At 66.0% G+C, this 17518-nt stretch carries 19 protein-coding genes; 4 read left to right on the top strand and 15 right to left on the bottom strand.

Annotation, left to right across the window (positions count from 1 at the left end; all coding sequences use genetic code 11):
* Positions 1-48 precede the first annotated feature (48 nt).
* Genes virB11 through IB230_RS07635 form a run of 5 tightly spaced genes read right to left on the bottom strand, consistent with a single transcriptional unit; the run spans position 49 to position 4417 of the window.
* Positions 49-1089, bottom strand: coding sequence for a P-type DNA transfer ATPase VirB11 (gene virB11, locus IB230_RS07615; protein WP_192270573.1), 1041 nt, complete (start codon positions 1087-1089; stop codon positions 49-51).
* 9 nt (positions 1090-1098) lie between these two features.
* Positions 1099-2304, bottom strand: coding sequence for a TrbI/VirB10 family protein (locus IB230_RS07620; protein ID WP_192270575.1), 1206 nt, complete (start codon positions 2302-2304; stop codon positions 1099-1101).
* The gene (locus IB230_RS07625; RefSeq protein ID WP_192270577.1) at positions 2301-3062 is read right to left on the bottom strand and encodes a TrbG/VirB9 family P-type conjugative transfer protein; all 762 of its coding nucleotides are present in this window, start codon (positions 3060-3062) and stop codon (positions 2301-2303) included. The genes IB230_RS07620 and IB230_RS07625 overlap by 4 nt, the downstream gene beginning before the upstream one ends.
* Positions 3059-3979 carry a type IV secretion system protein gene (locus IB230_RS07630; protein ID WP_192270579.1) on the bottom strand — a complete coding sequence of 307 codons (921 nt, stop codon included), beginning with the start codon at positions 3977-3979 and terminating at the stop codon, positions 3059-3061. The genes IB230_RS07625 and IB230_RS07630 overlap by 4 nt, the downstream gene beginning before the upstream one ends.
* A gap of 15 nt (positions 3980-3994) precedes the next feature.
* Positions 3995-4417: a TcpQ domain-containing protein gene (locus tag IB230_RS07635; protein WP_192271381.1), complete on the bottom strand. Its 423-nt coding sequence runs from the start codon at positions 4415-4417 to the stop codon at positions 3995-3997.
* Positions 4418-5095: 678 nt separating this feature from the next.
* On the opposite strand from IB230_RS07635, the gene IB230_RS07640 reads away from it, so the two are divergent.
* The 3 genes from IB230_RS07640 to IB230_RS07650 all read left to right on the top strand — a co-directional run bounded on the left by IB230_RS07640 (position 5096) and on the right by IB230_RS07650 (position 7842).
* Positions 5096-5686, top strand: coding sequence for a hypothetical protein (locus IB230_RS07640; RefSeq protein WP_192270581.1), 591 nt, complete (start codon positions 5096-5098; stop codon positions 5684-5686).
* A gap of 63 nt (positions 5687-5749) precedes the next feature.
* Positions 5750-7399, top strand: coding sequence for a type IV secretory system conjugative DNA transfer family protein (locus tag IB230_RS07645; RefSeq protein ID WP_343227290.1), 1650 nt, complete (start codon positions 5750-5752; stop codon positions 7397-7399).
* 68 nt (positions 7400-7467) lie between these two features.
* Positions 7468-7842 (top strand): zf-TFIIB domain-containing protein, encoded by a 375-nt coding sequence (locus IB230_RS07650; protein WP_192270583.1) that lies wholly within the window; start codon positions 7468-7470, stop codon positions 7840-7842.
* Between the two features lie 15 nt (positions 7843-7857).
* Here IB230_RS07650 and IB230_RS07655 read toward each other — a convergent pair whose 3' ends face one another.
* From IB230_RS07655 to IB230_RS07700, 10 genes are all read right to left on the bottom strand, one after another.
* Complete coding sequence (locus tag IB230_RS07655) at positions 7858-8580, bottom strand: haloacid dehalogenase-like hydrolase (RefSeq protein ID WP_192270585.1); 723 nt, start codon at positions 8578-8580, stop codon at positions 7858-7860.
* Complete coding sequence (gene trpC, locus IB230_RS07660) at positions 8577-9371, bottom strand: indole-3-glycerol phosphate synthase TrpC (RefSeq protein ID WP_192270587.1); 795 nt, start codon at positions 9369-9371, stop codon at positions 8577-8579. Before trpC ends, IB230_RS07655 begins: the two co-directional genes overlap by 4 nt.
* A gap of 47 nt (positions 9372-9418) precedes the next feature.
* A complete protein-coding gene (locus IB230_RS07665) occupies positions 9419-9778 on the bottom strand; it encodes an antibiotic biosynthesis monooxygenase (RefSeq protein WP_192270589.1) in 360 nt (119 codons plus the stop codon).
* Between the two features lies 1 nt (position 9779).
* Positions 9780-10823 (bottom strand): anthranilate phosphoribosyltransferase, encoded by a 1044-nt coding sequence (trpD, locus tag IB230_RS07670; RefSeq protein WP_192270591.1) that lies wholly within the window; start codon positions 10821-10823, stop codon positions 9780-9782.
* Positions 10824-10826: 3 nt separating this feature from the next.
* Complete coding sequence (locus IB230_RS07675; RefSeq protein ID WP_192270593.1) at positions 10827-11405, bottom strand: aminodeoxychorismate/anthranilate synthase component II; 579 nt, start codon at positions 11403-11405, stop codon at positions 10827-10829.
* A 3-nt stretch (positions 11406-11408) separates the two neighbouring features.
* Positions 11409-12497 carry a beta-eliminating lyase-related protein gene (locus IB230_RS07680; RefSeq protein WP_192270595.1) on the bottom strand — a complete coding sequence of 363 codons (1089 nt, stop codon included), beginning with the start codon at positions 12495-12497 and terminating at the stop codon, positions 11409-11411.
* A complete protein-coding gene (gene trpE, locus IB230_RS07685; protein ID WP_192270597.1) occupies positions 12497-13969 on the bottom strand; it encodes an anthranilate synthase component I in 1473 nt (490 codons plus the stop codon). Before trpE ends, IB230_RS07680 begins: the two co-directional genes overlap by 1 nt.
* Positions 13970-14114: 145 nt before the next feature.
* On the bottom strand, positions 14115-15053 hold the full coding sequence (yegS, locus tag IB230_RS07690) for a lipid kinase YegS (RefSeq protein ID WP_192270599.1): 939 nt from the start codon (positions 15051-15053) through the stop codon (positions 14115-14117).
* A gap of 275 nt (positions 15054-15328) precedes the next feature.
* Positions 15329-16003 carry a ribulose-phosphate 3-epimerase gene (gene rpe, locus IB230_RS07695; RefSeq protein WP_192270601.1) on the bottom strand — a complete coding sequence of 225 codons (675 nt, stop codon included), beginning with the start codon at positions 16001-16003 and terminating at the stop codon, positions 15329-15331.
* Positions 16004-16011: 8 nt separating this feature from the next.
* Positions 16012-16341 carry a DnaJ domain-containing protein gene (locus tag IB230_RS07700; RefSeq protein ID WP_192270610.1) on the bottom strand — a complete coding sequence of 110 codons (330 nt, stop codon included), beginning with the start codon at positions 16339-16341 and terminating at the stop codon, positions 16012-16014.
* A gap of 198 nt (positions 16342-16539) precedes the next feature.
* On the opposite strand from IB230_RS07700, the gene IB230_RS07705 reads away from it, so the two are divergent.
* Complete coding sequence (locus IB230_RS07705; protein WP_192270612.1) at positions 16540-17466, top strand: phosphoribosylaminoimidazolesuccinocarboxamide synthase; 927 nt, start codon at positions 16540-16542, stop codon at positions 17464-17466.
* The last annotated feature ends 52 nt before the right edge of the window (positions 17467-17518 follow it).

Here is a 17518-nt window from a genome sequence, read left to right on the forward strand (position 1 = left end):
GCCGGCTGACTCGCGATGTGTTCGTGACGTTCATGTGCTTGCTTCCCTTCAGGGCGCCAATGCGCGTGCGGGATCGAAATCGATGCCGGTGATGTAGCGACGGCCCGCATGCGCCTTGATGTGCACGACGATGTCGATGGTCATCTTCAGCAGGCGCTTGATCACCTCGAACTCCAGTCCCGCACCTTCGGCGGATGCCTTCACCATGAGCGCCAACTGGTCCCACGTCTGCGCGGTGCTGCCCGCATGGCAGCTGGTGATCGAGCCCGGGTGGCCCGACGCGCAGTTGCGGATGAAGTAGAACGACTCATCGCCGCGCAGCTCGGCCAGGATGATGCGGTCCGGCTTCATGCGCAGGCAGGCCTCCATGCAGTTCTTCGCGGTGACGTTGCTCGCGCTCTGGCCACCCTTGGAATACAGCAGGTGCACGACGTTCGGCTGCCGGATGAACAGCTCGCGCGCATCCTCGATGGTCACCAGCCGCTCCTGGTCCGGGATGTGGTTGACCAGTGACTTCATGAAGGTGGTCTTGCCGCTGCCGGTCGCTCCGGCCACCACGATGTTCTTGTGGTAGTGCACCGCCTTGCGGAAGAACTCGGCGTAGTTGCGGCTGCGGCGCAGCTCCAGCAGTTCCTGGTCGTGGTCGCCGAGCACCTGCTGCTGCTCGAGGATCTCGTCGAAGAACCCGTCCTGCTCGTACTGCTCCAGCGTCTTGCTGAACTTGGCCGGCAGGCGGATGGTGATCGATACCCTGCCCGCGTCGCAGGCAGGCGGGATCACGAACTGGGCGCGCTGACCGGTCGGGAAGGTCAGCGACACCATCGGGTCGATATCGGTGATGCGCTGGCCGGTATTGCTCTCGTTGACCACGGACGTGCAGAACTGGCGTGCCCGCTCGAACGTCAGCGTAGGCACGTCCGCCTTCAGCCAGCCTTCCTTCGCCGTCTCGAGATAGAGCTCACCGGGGCGGTTGATGCAGATCTCGGTCACGTCCGAGGAATGCATGTGCTCGCCTATTCCGAGCACCTGGTACTGGTAGTCCAGGAACTCGTTGGAGACGCGCGCCAGGGGCTCGTTCTGCGTATCCATGCGGCCGTCTCAGCGCATCACCGCGGAGAAGTCCACGTCGCGTGCGACATAGACATTGACGATGGTGCCCTGGTTGATGGTGACCGTCGGCGGGCGGGCCATGTTGCGGTCGAGCGCCATGTTCGCCAGCCGCTCCATGGTCCTGGCGGTGTTGCTCTCGTAGGGATTCTGGTAGATCGCGCCGTTGACGACGGCCGTCTCCTGCGGCCCATGCTTGGCGCCCGCGTACTTGAACGCATCGCTCAGCATGCTGATCAGCAGGGCGGACGAGATGCGTTGCGCCCAGTGCGCCGAGTAGTGCCCGGGATTGCCCGCCGAACCGAGCATGTCGGTGCCCGGGCTCTGCATGTTGACGTCCATGCCGGTGGGCGTGGTGATGCGGTCCCAGACGATGGCGGCGCGCTCGCCGATGATGGCGTCCGAGGTATAGCTGCCCATGACCTTGGAGCCGCGCGGCAACAGCAGGCGCTTGCCGTTGACCGAATACACGGGCTCCGTCACCACGCAGGACGTGTATCCGGGAACATCGGTGATCACGCGGGACTCGAGCACGCAGCGGATGTAGGTGCCCCGCAGCAGCAGCGTGTTCGGGTTGTAGAGCGGCTTGGCGCTGGTCATGCCATCCGGTGGCTCGCGGGGCGCAGCGGGGCCCTGCCCGGGCGGACCCGCCATCATGGCCGCGTACTCGGCCATGCCCGGCTCCTGCGGCGCGCCTTCGGCACCCGGGCCGCCCTCGCCGAACGTGCTGGCCATATCGAGCATGCGCCGTTCGCGCAGCGAAGGCTCCTGGCGTCCCGGCAGACCGGAAGGCATCGCCATCATCGACGCCGTGGACGGCGCCGCATCATCGATAACCGGGAGGGGCGGCAGGCTGGGCTCCATCGGCACCGGCGCCTCGGGCGGCAGCTCGGGCAGGTCGCGCGGTGCGGCGGGAATCACCACCCGTTCGCCCTTGGTGGGCGCCGGGTCCCGGTCACCCTTGGACGACAGGCCGCCACTGAAGATCCAGAACACCACCAGCAGCATCAGCACGATGATGCCGGCCAGGAACAGCAGCGCCTTGCGGTTCAGCCGCTGCACATCGGTCGAGCGCAGGTAGGGCGCATTGGCGTCAAGGTCCGGGTCCGGCGCCATGCGTGCCCTCTGGTAGGGATTCTGCGGATCCACCCGCTCGGGGCCGGCATCCGGGTGGTCGTGCGGGGTCTGGGTCGTCATTCCGGGCTCCTGCGCAGACCCACCACGTTGTCGCCGTGGCGGATGACCAAGTAGGGATAGGTGCCATGCACGACGATCGTGTCGTCCTGCACGGTCGAGTTGACGACGAACTCGTCGCCGTCCTGGCTGTCACGGGCGAACACCGCCGGGAAGTTGCCGCTCGGGAAACGCGTGCGATCACCCATGCGGATGTAGGTGAATCGACGGTCGTCATAGACCGTGGTGGGCACCAGCCAGGTCGGACCGCGCTTGCGCTGCGCGTACTCGTAATTGAAGTGGTACGCGCGATCGGGCTCGACCGATGTGCTCAGCTCGGCTGCGACTTCCTGCGGTCGGTTCGCGGTGCCGGCGAAGCTGGTGTCGCCCGGATACGCGAACTTGATGCGGTACTGCACGCCCGCCGCGCGGGCTTGGTCCAGCACGCGCCAGTCGGTAGCGACCACCCGCAACTCGAAGATGTACGAATGGGCCGCGGTGCGCACCAGCAGATTGGTGTCGACGTCGACGTTCCTGGGCTTCAGGTAGAACACGTTGCCGCGACGGCTGATGTCCCATCCGCCGCTGAAGCCGGTGCTGAAGTCCAGGATTTCCTCGTGCGGCGACAGCTCGATCTGCGTGGTGATGCCCAGGCCGGTGCGCACCGGGTACACCTTGTCAGGCGCATAGGTGTACTCCTCGATCACCTGCGCCATGGCCGGCAATGTCGTGAGCAGCAGGGCCATCGCGGCCAACCGCATCAGGGCGTCCTTCAACCTCATCGTTGGGGCACTCCAGGTCCAGTCTGGGCTTCCGATTGCTCCGCAGGTTGCGGGGCCGTCGATACGTCGTTCTCGTTGGGAGCCACGACCGCACCTTCCGCAGGGGGAGCGGCGGGCGGCGCGGCGGGCGGCGCGGCGGGCGGCGCGGGCGCCATCGGTGGCGGTGCCGGGAACTCTCTCTCGGGTACCGCGGCGGCGGCGAAATCATCATCCACGCGGTAGTTCACGACGCGGAAGCCGAGCGGATTCAGCAGCCTGTCCTCTTCGCTCAGGCGGAGATCCGCGTTGTAGGTGAACTCGAGCGTCGCGATGCGGCTGTCCAGCGGACGCGAACGACCGCTCCCTTTCTCGTAGACGCTGCGCTGGAACCTCACGGTCGCGCCAGTCGGTCGCGTGCCCGAACCGCCCCCGATCAGCACGATGCTGAGGATGCGCACGCGCACCGAACTCGATCCGCCATACAGCCGGAACGGCCGCTCGGGATTGTTCTCCGAGTGCAGCGCGGTGTAGGCCGGCGAGACGGCCGGGCCCGCCATGGACAGCGTCGTGCGCCAGTTGCGTTGGCCGATCAGACCGGAGTCGTAGGATTCCCGCGCCAGCACGAACTGCGCGACGTTGCTCTTGTTGATTGCTTCTTCCGTGGTGACATCGCGGTCCTGGAAATTTCCCGACAGCCGCGCCACGCTGGCGGTCCCCGTATAAGGGTCGGCCATGACCAGATACGGCACCTTCTCCTTCAGTGGCAGGAACAGGAAGTAGCCGCCGGCGAGGATCAGCGACATCAGGATCGCCGACCACGCCACCATCCAGGCACGCCGCTCGCTCTTGCGCGCGCGCTCGGCGAGCGTGAGCTCGAAACTCGCGCCTTGCGCGACGGCGCGGTCGATGTCGGGAGAGGACGTCTTCTTCTTGAACATACGTCCGCCGTCGCCTCAGTCGCCCAGCGCCGCGGCAGGCGCGACATCTGCCGGCGGCGGCACCGCCTGGCTCACGATGATCCGGGGACGTTCGATGACGACCTGCACGCCCTGTTCCGCATACGCGGCCGACAGCGATGTGGCGGCATCCTCCAGACTGTTGGTGCGGATGTGCGCGACCGGTGCGTGCAGCGTGTAGTCGTTCGGATGCAGATACGCCAGCGTGAGGCGCGCGTCCTTGGCCCAGCGACCCAGCATGGTCCTGAGCGTGCCGTCCGCGGGCGACGCCTGATACGTGTAGGCCTGCTGCAACGGAATGGCCTGCGGGGCTTCCGCGAAGCGATTGACGGGCCGCCACCGCCCATTGACATCGGCGGCCTTCGGCGTGGCGCACCCTGCGACCGCCAGCGGCAGCATCACGAGACCCAACACCACCATCTTGCGAAGAACGACGTTCCGGCTCACGGATCCACCATTTGGCAATCGTCGGCAACACACACCCGATACGCATCCGGAAGCGGATGCGCTACGGCACTGATGAATGTCTCCGGGTGGCAATGCATGCCTGCGCGCGACGGGATGCGGAAACTTCCCGTGGCTGACGCGTTGCACAGGACACACGCCTGCGCATTACCCCCTGTATTCGCATCCATGCGTTCACGCTCCTTCGACAATCACGCGGCACTTAACTCACACCGCACGATCAATCCGGTACTGCATCACGACAGTCGCGCCGAACATAGCCACGCATTTTTGTGTCGTCAACCCAAATTCAGAAGTAAACATGTGTAGAAAATTTTTTCTGCATTCACTTACTTCACGAAACCACATAAAACAGAGCGCGCGTTGCAATCAGATGAAAGCGGATGATGAAGTTCGATCATGTATGTGAAGAAGCGCGTGAAAAGTCGAACAGCGTCACATCGAATGTGAAAACATTCTTCACTGCGATTAATGAAAATGACACTAATCGAATGGGTGCACGAGTAGCGATGCCGTTATGTAGGAAATTTCCTACCCGGTTTTCTTCACGCATCACTTCCGCTTGAATGAAAAACACGTCTGGCATCATGCTGTCAGCAGGCTTGCGAAATTCCTCGCGCGACAAGGAGCGATATGGAACCGTCGAAGATGGAAGAGTTCGTCGCCAACGCGGCGTTGCTCGCGGCGCATCTGACAGAACAGTGCAACAAGGCGGCGGCCGCACAGCAGACCTCCGCGCAGGAACTGCAGGCCTCCGCCATCGTGGTGAGGAAGACCATCGAGGAAGGCAAGCGCGAAATGAGCGAGCAGGCACGGGGCGCCGTGCACGATGCGCTGGCCCAGGAAATTCCGGCCGCCACGCACAGCATCGGCGAGACGGCCGCGCGACTCCGGCATGTCGCGGATCATCTGCAACGCGAACAGGCGCAACTGTCGCAGCGTGCGCGCTTCCTCGGCTGGAAATCGCTGGGCGTGCTGTCGGTCGCCTGCCTGCTGCTGGTGGCAGGCAGCGGTTACGCGGCATGGCACAACGTGCAGCGCTCGGAGCGCGCGAAGGTGGACGCGGAGGTACTGGAAGCGTTGCAACACGTCACTATCACGTCCTGCGGCGGGCAACCCTGTATCAGGCTGCAGGATGGTCTGCCGCGCTGGCAGAAGAACGAGCAGTACGTGCTGATCGATACATCGGGAAAGCGGGAAGGAGCCGCGGGCGGCGGACGCTGAAACCGCCACCGCATTCATCATGGAACGACGACAGGGGGTCGCTTGGGCAGTACACGTATTCTGATCATCGGGGTGCTCGCGGTCCTCGCGGCGCTGGGCGCCCTGTATCTCTCCGGTTATCTGGCGCTGCTGTTCCTGGGTCTGGACGGCGGTCTCGTCGGCATAGGCACCTACATCGACTACCTGAAGCATCTCGATCACCCGCGTGTGCAGCCGTATGCATGGCGCATCAAGACCGCAGGTGCCGTGGGTGGCGGACTGATGCTGCTCGTCTGGGCCGCACTGTCGGTGATGGTCTACAAGCTGCGCAGTTACCGAAACCTGCACGGTCGTGCGCGCTTCGCCGGCATGATCGACCTGGCGAACAAGGGTTTCCTGTCGGGCAAGGACACCGGCATCGTGGTCGGCCAGATGAACGGCAAACTGCTGCGCCTGTCCGGACAACAGTTCGTCGTCCTCGCCGCGCCCACGCGCTCCGGCAAGGGTGTCGGCGTCGTGATTCCCAACCTGCTGGATTACCGCGAATCCGCGGTGGTGCTGGACATCAAGCAGGAGAACTTCGACCTGACATCGGGCTGGCGGCAGTCCATCGGGCACGAGGTGTACCTGTTCAACCCGTTCGCCGAAGACCGGCGCAGCCACCGCTGGAATCCGATGACCTACGTCTCGCCGGATCCGGCGTTCCGCGTATCGGACCTGCAAAGCATCGCCGCGATGCTGTATCCGGATGGCGACGACAAGGACAAGTTCTGGGTCAGCCAAGCACGCAATGCCTTCCTCGCCTTCGCACTGTATCTGTTCGAACGGCGCGACCACGACAGCACCGCGGAACAGCCCACGCTGGGCGCCGTACTGCGCCTGTCGTCAGGCGATGGCGGCGAGATGAAGCCGTACCTGCATAAGCTGGTGGAGGCACCCTTCCTGAGCGGACAGGCACGAACCGCGTTCGCCGGCCTGCTGTCGCAGGCGGACGTGACCTTCGCATCCATCATCGGCTCCTTCCGCGAACCGCTGAATCCCTGGCTGAATCCGGTGCTGGATGCAGCGACCAGTGCCGATGACTTCCGTCTGGACGACGTACGACGCCGGCGGATGACGATCTATGTCGGCATCCAGCCGAACAAGCTGGCGGAGAGCCGGTTGATCGTGAACCTGTTCTTCAGCCAGCTGATCAACGTCAACACCAAGGTCCTGCCGCAGAACGACCCCACGCTCAAGCACCAGTGCCTGCTGCTGATGGACGAGTTCACCGCCATCGGCCGCGTCGACATCATCGCCAAGGCGGTCGCCTACATGGCCGGCTACAACCTGCGCCTGCTGCCGATCATCCAGTCGATGGCGCAGCTGGACGCGGTCTACGGCAAAGAGCTGTCGCGCACCATCATCACCAACCATGCGCTGCAGATCATCTACGCCCCGCGCGAACAGCAGGACGCCAACGACTACTCGGAGATGCTGGGTTACACCACCATCAAGCGCCGCGCACGCACGCGCTCGCATGGCAGGGGAAGCAACGTGTCCGACAACGAGGTGCTGGAGAAGCGGGCGCTGATGCTGCCGCAGGAGCTGAAGGCGATGGGGCCGGAGAAGGAGATCGTGCTGTACGAAGGCCTCGCCCACCCCATCCTGTGCCGCAAGGTGCGCTATTACAAGGACGCGTACTTCACCAAACGCCTGCTTCCCAAGGTCGATATCGAACCGCTGCGCGTGTAGCACGGCCGTGCCTGGCGACGGCCGGCGTCCGGGGTAGAATCCGCCGACCGTCCCGGAGAGATGCCGCCATGCAATGCCCCAAGTGCCAAGGCACGATGGAACTCATCGTCGAACCCGAAGCCAGCGCGCATCGCTGCACCCGCTGCAAGGGGCTGTGGTTCGAGATGATGGCGCACGAAACGCTCAAGCACCGGGCCGAGGAGATCGATACGGGCGATCCGGCGCAGGGCGAGGAATGCAACAAGGTGGACCGGATCAAGTGCCCGGTCTGCATCGGCCGCTGGGACCTGATCCGGATGGTCGACCCGCAGCAGCCGCACATCTGGTTCGAGAGCTGCAAGAACTGCTACGGCCGCTTCTACGACGCCGGCGAGTACCAGGACTTCGCGGAGATCGAGTTCGCGGATCTGATCAAGGACTGGAACGCACCAGAACGCTTCTGAGCCGGTGCCAGGCGGTCAGGCCAGCCCTGCCCCGCCGCGGTCCTTGCAACCCCAGTTGAGGATGGGGGTCCCGGGCGGCAGCATCCGACGGAACATCGCCACCCGCGCGGCCTTCGGATTCACCACGACCGGTGCACGCGCCGCCTTCAGCAGCGGCAGGTCGGCACTGCTGTCGGAGTAGGCCACCGCGATCTCGCCATAGCCGCGTTCGCGCAGCATGCGCATCTTCTCTTCGTTATGGCAGTGGCGCGTGGCCACGACCGCGCCGAAACGCGGGCCGACGGCCGTGCCGATGACGGGCACGTCCTCGTGGGCGACGAAGCTCAGGATCGCGCGCGCCAGTTCCGGCGGCGCGCCGGTGGCCACCACCACGTTGTCGCCCCCGGCGCGGTGCTCACGGAACACCTCGAGCGCGTGGGGCAGCAGACGCTGCTGCACTTCGTCGCGATGCGTCGCCACATACTGGTCGATCAGCGCATCGAAGCTGCGGCGCCCGTGCAGGCCGAACGTGCCGATCCAGATATAGCCTGAGATCCCGCGACGGCGTGTCGGCAGGAACGCCACCATCGGCCCGAGCACGATCGACGCGGCCAGCGCGACCGCCGCGCGCAGCGGATTGCGCTGGATCAGCCATTTGACCAGGTGGCCACCGGAATCGCCGTCGTACAGCGTGTGGTCGAAATCGAAGACGACGACCGGGGCATCGGTGCGCGGCGTCGGATAGGGAGCGTCCGTCATGCCGCAAAGAATAGCTGACGTAGCGCCTCACCGGGTTCTTCGGCACGCATGAAGGTCTCGCCGACCAGGAACGCATTGACGCCGGCGTCCCGCATCGTGGCCACGTCCTCCGGCACCAGGATGCCGCTCTCGGTCACCAGCAGGCGATCCTTCGGCACCGCGTCTTTCATCTCCAGCGTGGTCTGCAACGAGACGTCGAACGTGCGCAGGTTGCGGTTGTTGATGCCCACCAGCGGCACCGGCACCTGCAGGGCGCGCTCCAGTTCGTCGATGTCGTGCACCTCGACCAGCACGTCCATGCCGAGCTGCATCGCCAGCCCCGACAGATCGACCAACTGCCCGTCGTCCAGTGCCGCGACGATCAGCAGGATGCAGTCCGCGCCGAGCACGCGCGCTTCGTAAACCTGGTACGGATCGACGGTGAAGTCCTTGCGCAGCACCGGCAGCGTGCAGGCGTCGCGCGCCTGCTTCAGGTAATCGTCCGCGCCCTGGAAGAAGTCGACATCGGTCAGCACCGACAGGCAGGCCGCGCCGCCGAACTCGTAGCTCACCGCGATATCGGCCGGACGGAAGTCCGGACGGATCACGCCCTTCGACGGGCTGGCCTTCTTGACCTCGGCGATGACTGCCGGATCGCCCTGCGCGATCATCGCGTTGAGTGCATCGGCGAAACCGCGCGTCGGCGATGCGTCGGCGACGCGTGCGCGCAGGTCGTCCAGCGAGACGCGGGTACTGCGCTCGGCGATCTCGTCCGCCTTGCGGGCGAGGATGGTGGTCAGGATGTCGCTCATGCAGTCCTCAGGCGGGCACCCGCCTGTGCGGGACCCCTATTTTCGCACTATCCGCGGCGCCCGGCGGCCTCGCGGTCCCAGCCATAGGCACGCTCGACCCTGGCGACCCGCAGCTCGAAATGGTCGTACCAGTCCCGACGTCCCTGCTCACGCGCCGCCGTGTGTTCGGCATGCTGGCGCCACGCGAGGATAGCGGCCTCGCTCTCCCAGTACGCCACCGTGATGCCGAAGCCATCCGCGCCGCGGGTGGACTCCATGCCGAGGAAGCCGGGCTGCTGCTGCGCCAGCTCGACCATGCGCTCGGCCATGGCACCGTAACCGGCATCGTCCTGGCCGTTGCGCTGCGAGGAGAAGACCACCGCGTAATAAGGAGGCTTGGGCAGGCTGGCGAATCCGCTGGCGGCCATGTCAGTGCGCGCCCTGTTTTCCCAGTGCCTGGGTGGTGGCGACGAACTGCTGCAGCCGCTCCAGCGCCTTGCCGCTTGTGATCGCATCGCGCGAACGTGCGATGCCGTCCTCGATGCTCTCCGCCACGCCGGCCACGTAGAGCGCGGCGCCGGCATTCAACACCACGATCTCGCGCGCCGGGCCGGGCCGGTTGTCCAGCACGCCCAGCAGCATCGCCTTCGACTCGGCCGCATCGCCAACGCGCAGGTTGCGGCTGGCCGCCATCGCGATGCCGAAGTCCTCGGGGTGCAGTTCGTACTCGCGGACCTCGCCATCGCGCAATTCACCGACCAGGGTGCCGGCGCCCAGCGAGAGTTCGTCCATGCCGTCGCGCCCCCAGACCACCAGCGCGCGCTCGGCGCCGAGTTCCTGCAGCACGCGCGCCTGGATGCCGACCAGGTCGGGATGGAACACCCCCATCAGGATGCTCGGCGCGCCGGCCGGATTGGTCAGCGGCCCGAGGATGTTGAAGATCGTGCGCACCCCCATTTCGCGCCGCACCGGTGCGACGACCTTCATCGCCGGGTGGTGGACCGGCGCGAACATGAAGCCGATGCCGGCCTGCGCAATCGACTGCGCCACCTGGTCCGGCTGCAGTTCGATGTTGACGCCCAGCGCCTCCAGCACGTCCGCACTGCCCGACTTCGACGACACACTGCGGTTGCCGTGCTTGGCGATGCGCGCACCTGCGGCCGCTGCGACAAACATCGAGCAGGTGGAGATATTGAACGTGTGCGAGCCGTCGCCGCCGGTGCCGACGATGTCGACCAGATGCGCGCGATCGGCGACGTCCACCATTCGAGAGAACTCGCGCATGACGGTGGCCGCGCCGGCGATCTCACCGACGGTTTCCTTCTTGACGCGCAGGCCGGTCAGGATGGCCGCCGTCATGGTCGGCGACACGTCGCCGCGCATGATCTGGCGCATCAGGTCGACCATCTCGTCGTGGAAGATCTCGCGATGCTCGATGGTGCGCTGCAGGGCTTCTTGCGGGGTCAGTGGCATGACTCAGCGCTCCAGGAAGTTCTTCAGCAGGGCGTGGCCATGCTCGGTGAGGATCGATTCCGGGTGAAACTGCACGCCTTCGACCGGGAACGCGCGATGCCGCAGCCCCATGATCTCCTCGAAGCTGCCGTCGTCGTTCTCGGTCCACGCCGTGACCTCCAGCGCCTCGGGCAGGCTGCTGCGCTCGACCACCAGCGAGTGGTAGCGCGTCGCCTCATAGGCGTCCGGCAGGCCGGCGAACACGCCCTTGCCTTCATGCCGGATACGCGAGGTCTTGCCGTGCATGATGCGGCCCGCACGGATGACGTTGCCGCCATAGGCCTGGCCGAGGCTCTGGTGCCCCAGGCAGACGCCAAGGATCGGTGTGTTCACCCCCAGCCGCTCGATGATCTCCAGCGAGACGCCCGCCTCGTTCGGCGTGCACGGACCAGGGGAGATGACGATGCGCTCGGGCGCGAGCTTCGCGATCTCGTCCACGGTCATCGCATCGTTGCGCACCACCTTCACCTCGGCCCCCAGCGACTGCAGGTACTGCACCAGGTTGTAGGTGAAGCTGTCGTAGTTGTCGATCATCAACAGCATCGCTCAGGCTCCTTGTGCCTGCGAAGCGGTCGTCGCCGACCTCTCCGGATAAATCGAAGAAAAAGTCGCAGCGAACGCCTCGATAGCCGACTCCGGCGTCGCCCACGATGTCATCAGCCTGATCAGGGTGGTGCCATCGCTGCGGCGTTCCCACGTCTCGAACTCGACGTGCTGCTGGAGGCGTTCGACGACTGCATCCGGCAGCACCGGGAAGACCTGGTTGCTCGGCGAATCGACCGCCAGCGGCACGCCGGCCTGCTGCAGGATCTCGCGCAAACGTTCGGCCATGACGTTCGCGTGCGTCGCCAGCACGAAGTACAAGCCGTCCTCGAACAAGGCCTCGAACTGCGCGCCGACCACCATGCCCTTGGCCAGCATCGCGCCGCGCTGCTTGATGACGTGGCGGAAGTCGGTCCGCAAGGCCGGATTGACGATGACCAGCGCCTCGCCCAGCAGCGCACCGTTCTTGGTGCCGCCGATGTAGAAGGCGTCGGCCTCCGTGGACAGCAGCGCCAGATCGACGTCGTTGCCCGGCGTGGTCAGCGCCGACGCGAGGCGTGCACCGTCCACGTAGAGCAGCAGCCCGCGGTTGCGGCAGAACGCGCCCAGCGCCTGCAGCTCAACGGCACTGTAGAGCGTGCCCCACTCGGTGGTGTTGGAGATGTAGACCAGCCGCGGCTTCACCATGTGCTCGCCGCTGTGGCCGTCGACACAGGGCTGGATCAGTTCGGGACTCAGCTTGCCGTCGGGCGTGGCGACCGTCAGCACCTTGTGCCCGCCGGCCTCGATGGCGCCGGTCTCGTGCGTCGCGATGTGGCCACTGGCAGGCGCAATCACCGCTTCGTGCGGACGCAGGAAGGCAGCCAGCGCGACCAGGTTGGTCTGCGTACCGCCGGCGAGGAAATGCACGTCGGCATCGCGGGCGAGACGGTCGCGGATCAGCGCCGCGGCACGGGCGCTGTGGACGTCCAGGCCGTAGCCGCGATTGATCTCCGCACTCGCCACGGCCAGCGCCTGCAGCAGTCGCGGATGTGCGCCCTCGCTGTAGTCGTTGCGCAGGCTGATCCTGGCGTTGTCGATGGCGACGTCCATCACAGCCCCTTCGCCGCTTCGGCCACGGCGCGGAACAGCGCGCGGCCCTTGTTCATCGTCTCGTCCCATTCCTTCTCGGGATCGGAGTCGTAGACGATGCCCGCGCCTGCCTGCACGTGCAGGCGACCGTCCTTGATGACCGCGGTACGGATCGCGATGGCGGTATCGGCATCACCGTGCCAGCCGATGTAGCCGATGCTGCCGGCGTAGACGTTGCGCTTGATCGGTTCCAGCTCGCGGATCACTTCCAGCGCGCGGATCTTCGGCGCGCCGCTGACGGTACCCGCCGGGAACGTCGCGCGCAGCACATCGGCATAGCTCAGGCCGGGCAGCAGCTTGCCGGTCACCTCGCTGACGATGTGCATGACGTGGCTGTAGCGTTCGATGACGAACTGTTCGCCCACCTGCACGGTGCCGGCTTCCGACACGCGGCCGGTGTCGTTGCGGCCCAGGTCGATCAGCATCAGGTGCTCGGCGCGCTCCTTCGGATCGGCCAGCAGCTCGGCTTCCAGCGCGACGTCCTCGTCGTGCGTTTTCCCGCGCGGACGCGTACCGGCGATCGGACGCACGGTGACTTCACCCTGCTCCAGGCGCACCAGGATCTCCGGCGACGAGCCGACCACCTGCACGTCGCCGACATCGAGGAAGTACATGTACGGCGACGGATTCAACGCACGCAGCGCGCGATAGACATCGACCGGGCGTGCATTGAACGGCACGCTGAGGCGCTGGCTCAGCACCACCTGGAAGATGTCGCCCGCGCGAATGTATTCCTTCGACTGCTCCACTGCCGCGATGAAGCCGTCATGGGTGAAGCCGGAAACGAAGTGGCTTTCGTCCAGCACGTCGCGGGTGATCGGCGTGGGATACGCGCCGGGCTGGCGCAGCTTGGTCGTCAATGCATCGAGTCGCGCCTGCGCCTGATCCCATGCATCCGCTTCGCGCGGATCAGCGTGAACGATCAGATAGAGACGGCCCTTGAGATTGTCGAAGACGGCAACTTCCTCCGACAGCATCAACAGGATGTCCGGCGTACCCAATTCGTCCGGCTTGTCGCCGGTCGCGAGCCGCGGCTCGATGTAACCGATGCACTCGAAGCCGAACCAGCCCACCAGGCCGCCGGTGAAACCGGGCAGGCCCTGCAGTTTCGGCACGGCGTAAGCGGCGCGCAGGGCTTCTACCTCAGCGAACGGATCGGCGACGTCGCGCGCCTCGACCAGCTGGCCGTGGTCGTGGATCTGCAGCGTGTGGCCGCGGAACGTCGCCACGCGGCGCACCGGCAGGCCGATGATCGAGTAACGGCCGAAACGCTCGCCGCCTTCCACCGATTCGAACAGGTAGGTGTGCGGCGCGTCGGCGAGTTTCAGGTAGACCGAAAGCGGCGTGTCCAGGTCGGACAGCACTTCACGGACGACGGGAATGCGATTGAAACCTTCAGCAGCGTACTGCTGGAACTGGGCGTGCGAGATCAAGCGGGCTTTCCTTCCGGGACACGGTGGCGGTACGGGCGACGGCTACGGGCCACCATCGCCAGCCAGGGCGTGCGGAATCTTTGGAAAGCGGGAGCGCGGGATGGGACACGGGCCTACTTTACCCGACGCATCGGCCCGCCGGCCACTAGGCGTCTGGTTGCAGACGCAACGGACAGGCCACCGGCAGGTGCATGCGGACACGGCCGGGGACGCATTCGATGCGGAAGCGCCGTGACTTCACCGGTTCGCCGTCGAGGTTCAGCGTCATCGGCTGGTCGGCCTCCAGCTCGACCCATGGCAGGCGCGCGCGGGTCGCCACGCGATCCAGCGCGGCATGCTTGCCATCCTTCACCAGCGTGCCGACGGTGGCGGCAACCTCGCCGGACAGTTCCGGAACGATGGTCAGGTCCAGCAGGCCGTCGTCCACCAACGCATCCGGGCACAGCGCCTGTCCACCGCCCGCCTGTCGCCCGTTGCCGATGCCCAGCGCGATGAAGTCGCCCTGCCAGTCGAAGTCCGGGCCGCGCACGCATGCAGTGACCGGCTCGATGCGTCCCAGCTTGGCGATGCCGGTGATGAGATACGCCAGGCCGCCGAGCATCTTCTTCAGCCCCTCATCGGTCTCCACGGTGACGTCGGTGCCGAAGCCGCCGCTGGCAAGGTTCGCGCACCAGTGCGGACCGTCTTCGGCATCGATGCGCAGAAGATCCACGGGAGCCGGTACGGCATCGCGGACCAACTGCAAGGCGGGCAGCGCGTCGTCCGGAATCCTGGCCGCGGTGGCGAAATCATTCGCCGTGCCCATCGGCACCAGCCCGAGCGATGGAAGGGAGCCGGCGGCCTCGTCGCGATGGGCAAGCGTCGTCGCCACTTCGCTCAGCGTGCCATCGCCACCGGCGGCGATGACGGTATCTACGCCGTCTGCGATCGCCTCGGCGACGTAGCGCTCGGCGTCGCCGTCTTCCCACGTGACCCGTACGTCCAGCGCGATGCCGGCGTCGCGCATCGCCCCCACGGCCGTACGCAGGTCGTCATTACCGGCGGACTTGCCGTTGAGGATCAGGCGCCAACGGGGTGCGGTCATGGGAGGGCTCCTGGGGGGACGCGCGAGGATAGCGGGTGCCGGTGTGGGAGCGACGTGAGTCGCGAACCTCTTCCCTCCCGAACGGACATTGGGATCGCGCTGGCTGGCGGGAGAGCTCGCGACTTACGTCGCTCCCACAACAGCCGCACGCACCGTCATCTTCCCGTCACAGACGATCCGTAACGTGGAAGGCCATAGCAGGGACGACGGGCGGAGGCAGGATCAGCCTCCAATTCTTCCGGGGCGGTGGCGCAGGCCATCGCCCTTCTGCTTTTTCAGGCGCGCGCGTCGGCCACGGCCTTGCGCATCCGCGCGATGACGTCGGCGTAGTCCGGCGCATTGAAGATCGCCGAACCGGCGACGAAGGCGTCCGCGCCCGCCGCCGCGATCTGGCCGATGTTGTCGGCCTTCACGCCGCCATCGATCTCCAGGCGGATGTCCTTGCCGGTCTTGTCGATCATCGCGCGTACCGCGCGCAGCTTGTCGAGCGCCGACGGGATGAAGGCCTGCCCGCCGAAGCCCGGATTCACCGACATCAGCAGTACCAGGTCCAGTTCCGGCAGCACCCAGTCCAGCACTTCGACCGGCGTACCGGGGTTGAGCACCAGGCCGGCCTTGCAGCCGAGCGACTTGATGAGCTGGATCGTGCGGTGCACGTGCTTCGACGCTTCCGGGTGGAAGCTGATGATGCTGGCGCCGGCCTCGGCGAAGTCCGGGATGATGCGGTCCACCGGTTCCACCATCAGGTGCACGTCGATCGGCGCTGTGACGCCGTGCTTGCGCAGCGCGCTGCAGACCAGCGGACCGATGGTCAGGTTGGGCACGTAGTGGTTGTCCATCACGTCGAAGTGCACCCAGTCGGCGCCGGCCTTCAGCACGTTGTCGACTTCCTCGCCCAGGCGGGCGAAGTCGGCGGACAGGATGGACGGGGCGATGATGCAGTTCGACATGGAAGGGCTCACTTGCGCTTGCGCAGGGTCTTGATGCGGTCGTAGGCGGCGTTGATCTCGCCGGCCTTCTGTTCGGCCTGGCGGCGCAGGTCTTCCGCGGCGCCGGCCATCTTGTCGGGGTGGTACTGGGAAATCAGCCGGCGATAGGCCTGGTCGATTTCCGCGTCGCTGGCATCGCTGGTCAGGTCGAGCACGCGATAGGGGTTGTCGCGGCTGAGCTTGAACCAGTCTTCGTCGAAGGCATGGCCGATGATCAGGCCCACCAGCCCGCCCAGGGGATGGCGCATCAGCAGCCACCCGGCCACGAATCCCAGCAATTTCCCGTACCAGCGCTTCATCCGGACCCGCCTTCTCCAGCAAGACCGGCATTTTACGGCACACGAAGGCCCCAAGCGCCGTACACTACGCGGCCCGGTCCGGTACCTGGCTCCGCAGCAGCGGATGGACGGCCGCCCCGGGGCACGGGCGCACGGCCTGCCGCACGCCCCCACGACGCTGTCTGCCTCGATGGTTTCCGGACTCCCGAAGGAGTGTTTGTGCCCACGACGTTGCTTCAATCCGATCTGCCCGGCCTCACCCTGCGCCACCGCGGCAAGGTCCGCGATGTGTTCGATATCCCCCGCGACCGCCTGCCTGCCGATGCACCCGCGGGCGATTACCTGTTGATGGTGGCCACCGATCGCCTCAGCGCGTTCGACGTAGTGCTGCCCGACCCGATTCCCGGCAAGGGCGAGATGCTCTGCCAGATCTCCAACTTCTGGTTCGCCAAGACGGCGCACCTGATGCCCAACCACCTGACTGGCATCGACGTCGCCAGCGTGCTGCCTGCCGGCGTCGATGCGTCGCTGTACGCCAAGCGCGCGGTGGTGACCAAGAAGCTCAAGCCGGTGCCGGTGGAAGCGATCGCCCGCGGCTACCTGATCGGCAGCGGCTGGAAGGACTACCAGCGCACCGGCAAGGTCAGCGGCATCGAGCTACCCGACGGCCTGCGCCAGGCCGAGAAGCTGGCCGAGCCGATCTTCACGCCGTCGACCAAGGCCGCCGTCGGCGACCACGACGAGAACATCGACTTCGACGCCATGGTGAAGACCGTCGGCGCCGAACTGGCCGAGCGCGTGCGCGACGCCACGCTGCGCATCTACCGCTATGCTGCCGATGTCGCGGCCGAACGCGGCATCCTGCTGGCCGACACCAAGTTCGAGTTCGGCACCGATGCGGACGGACGCCTCTACATCATGGACGAGATGCTGACGCCGGACTCCTCGCGCTACTGGCCTGCGGACCAGTACGAGGTCGGCACCAGTCCGCCCAGCTACGACAAGCAGTTCGTACGCGACTACCTGGAAACGCTCGACTGGAACAAGACCGCGCCGGGCCCGTCGTTGCCGGCGGAAGTCATCGAGCGCACGCGCGCCAAGTACGCCGAAGCGCTGCAGAAACTCGCCGGCATCCTCGTCGACTGACGGCATCGCTGCCCTGCATCCAGGCGATGCAGGGCAAGCCGGGGTTCAGCGT

The organism is Pseudoxanthomonas sp. PXM01 (genome assembly GCF_014851815.1).
Classification (GTDB): Bacteria; Pseudomonadota; Gammaproteobacteria; order Xanthomonadales; family Xanthomonadaceae; genus Pseudoxanthomonas_A.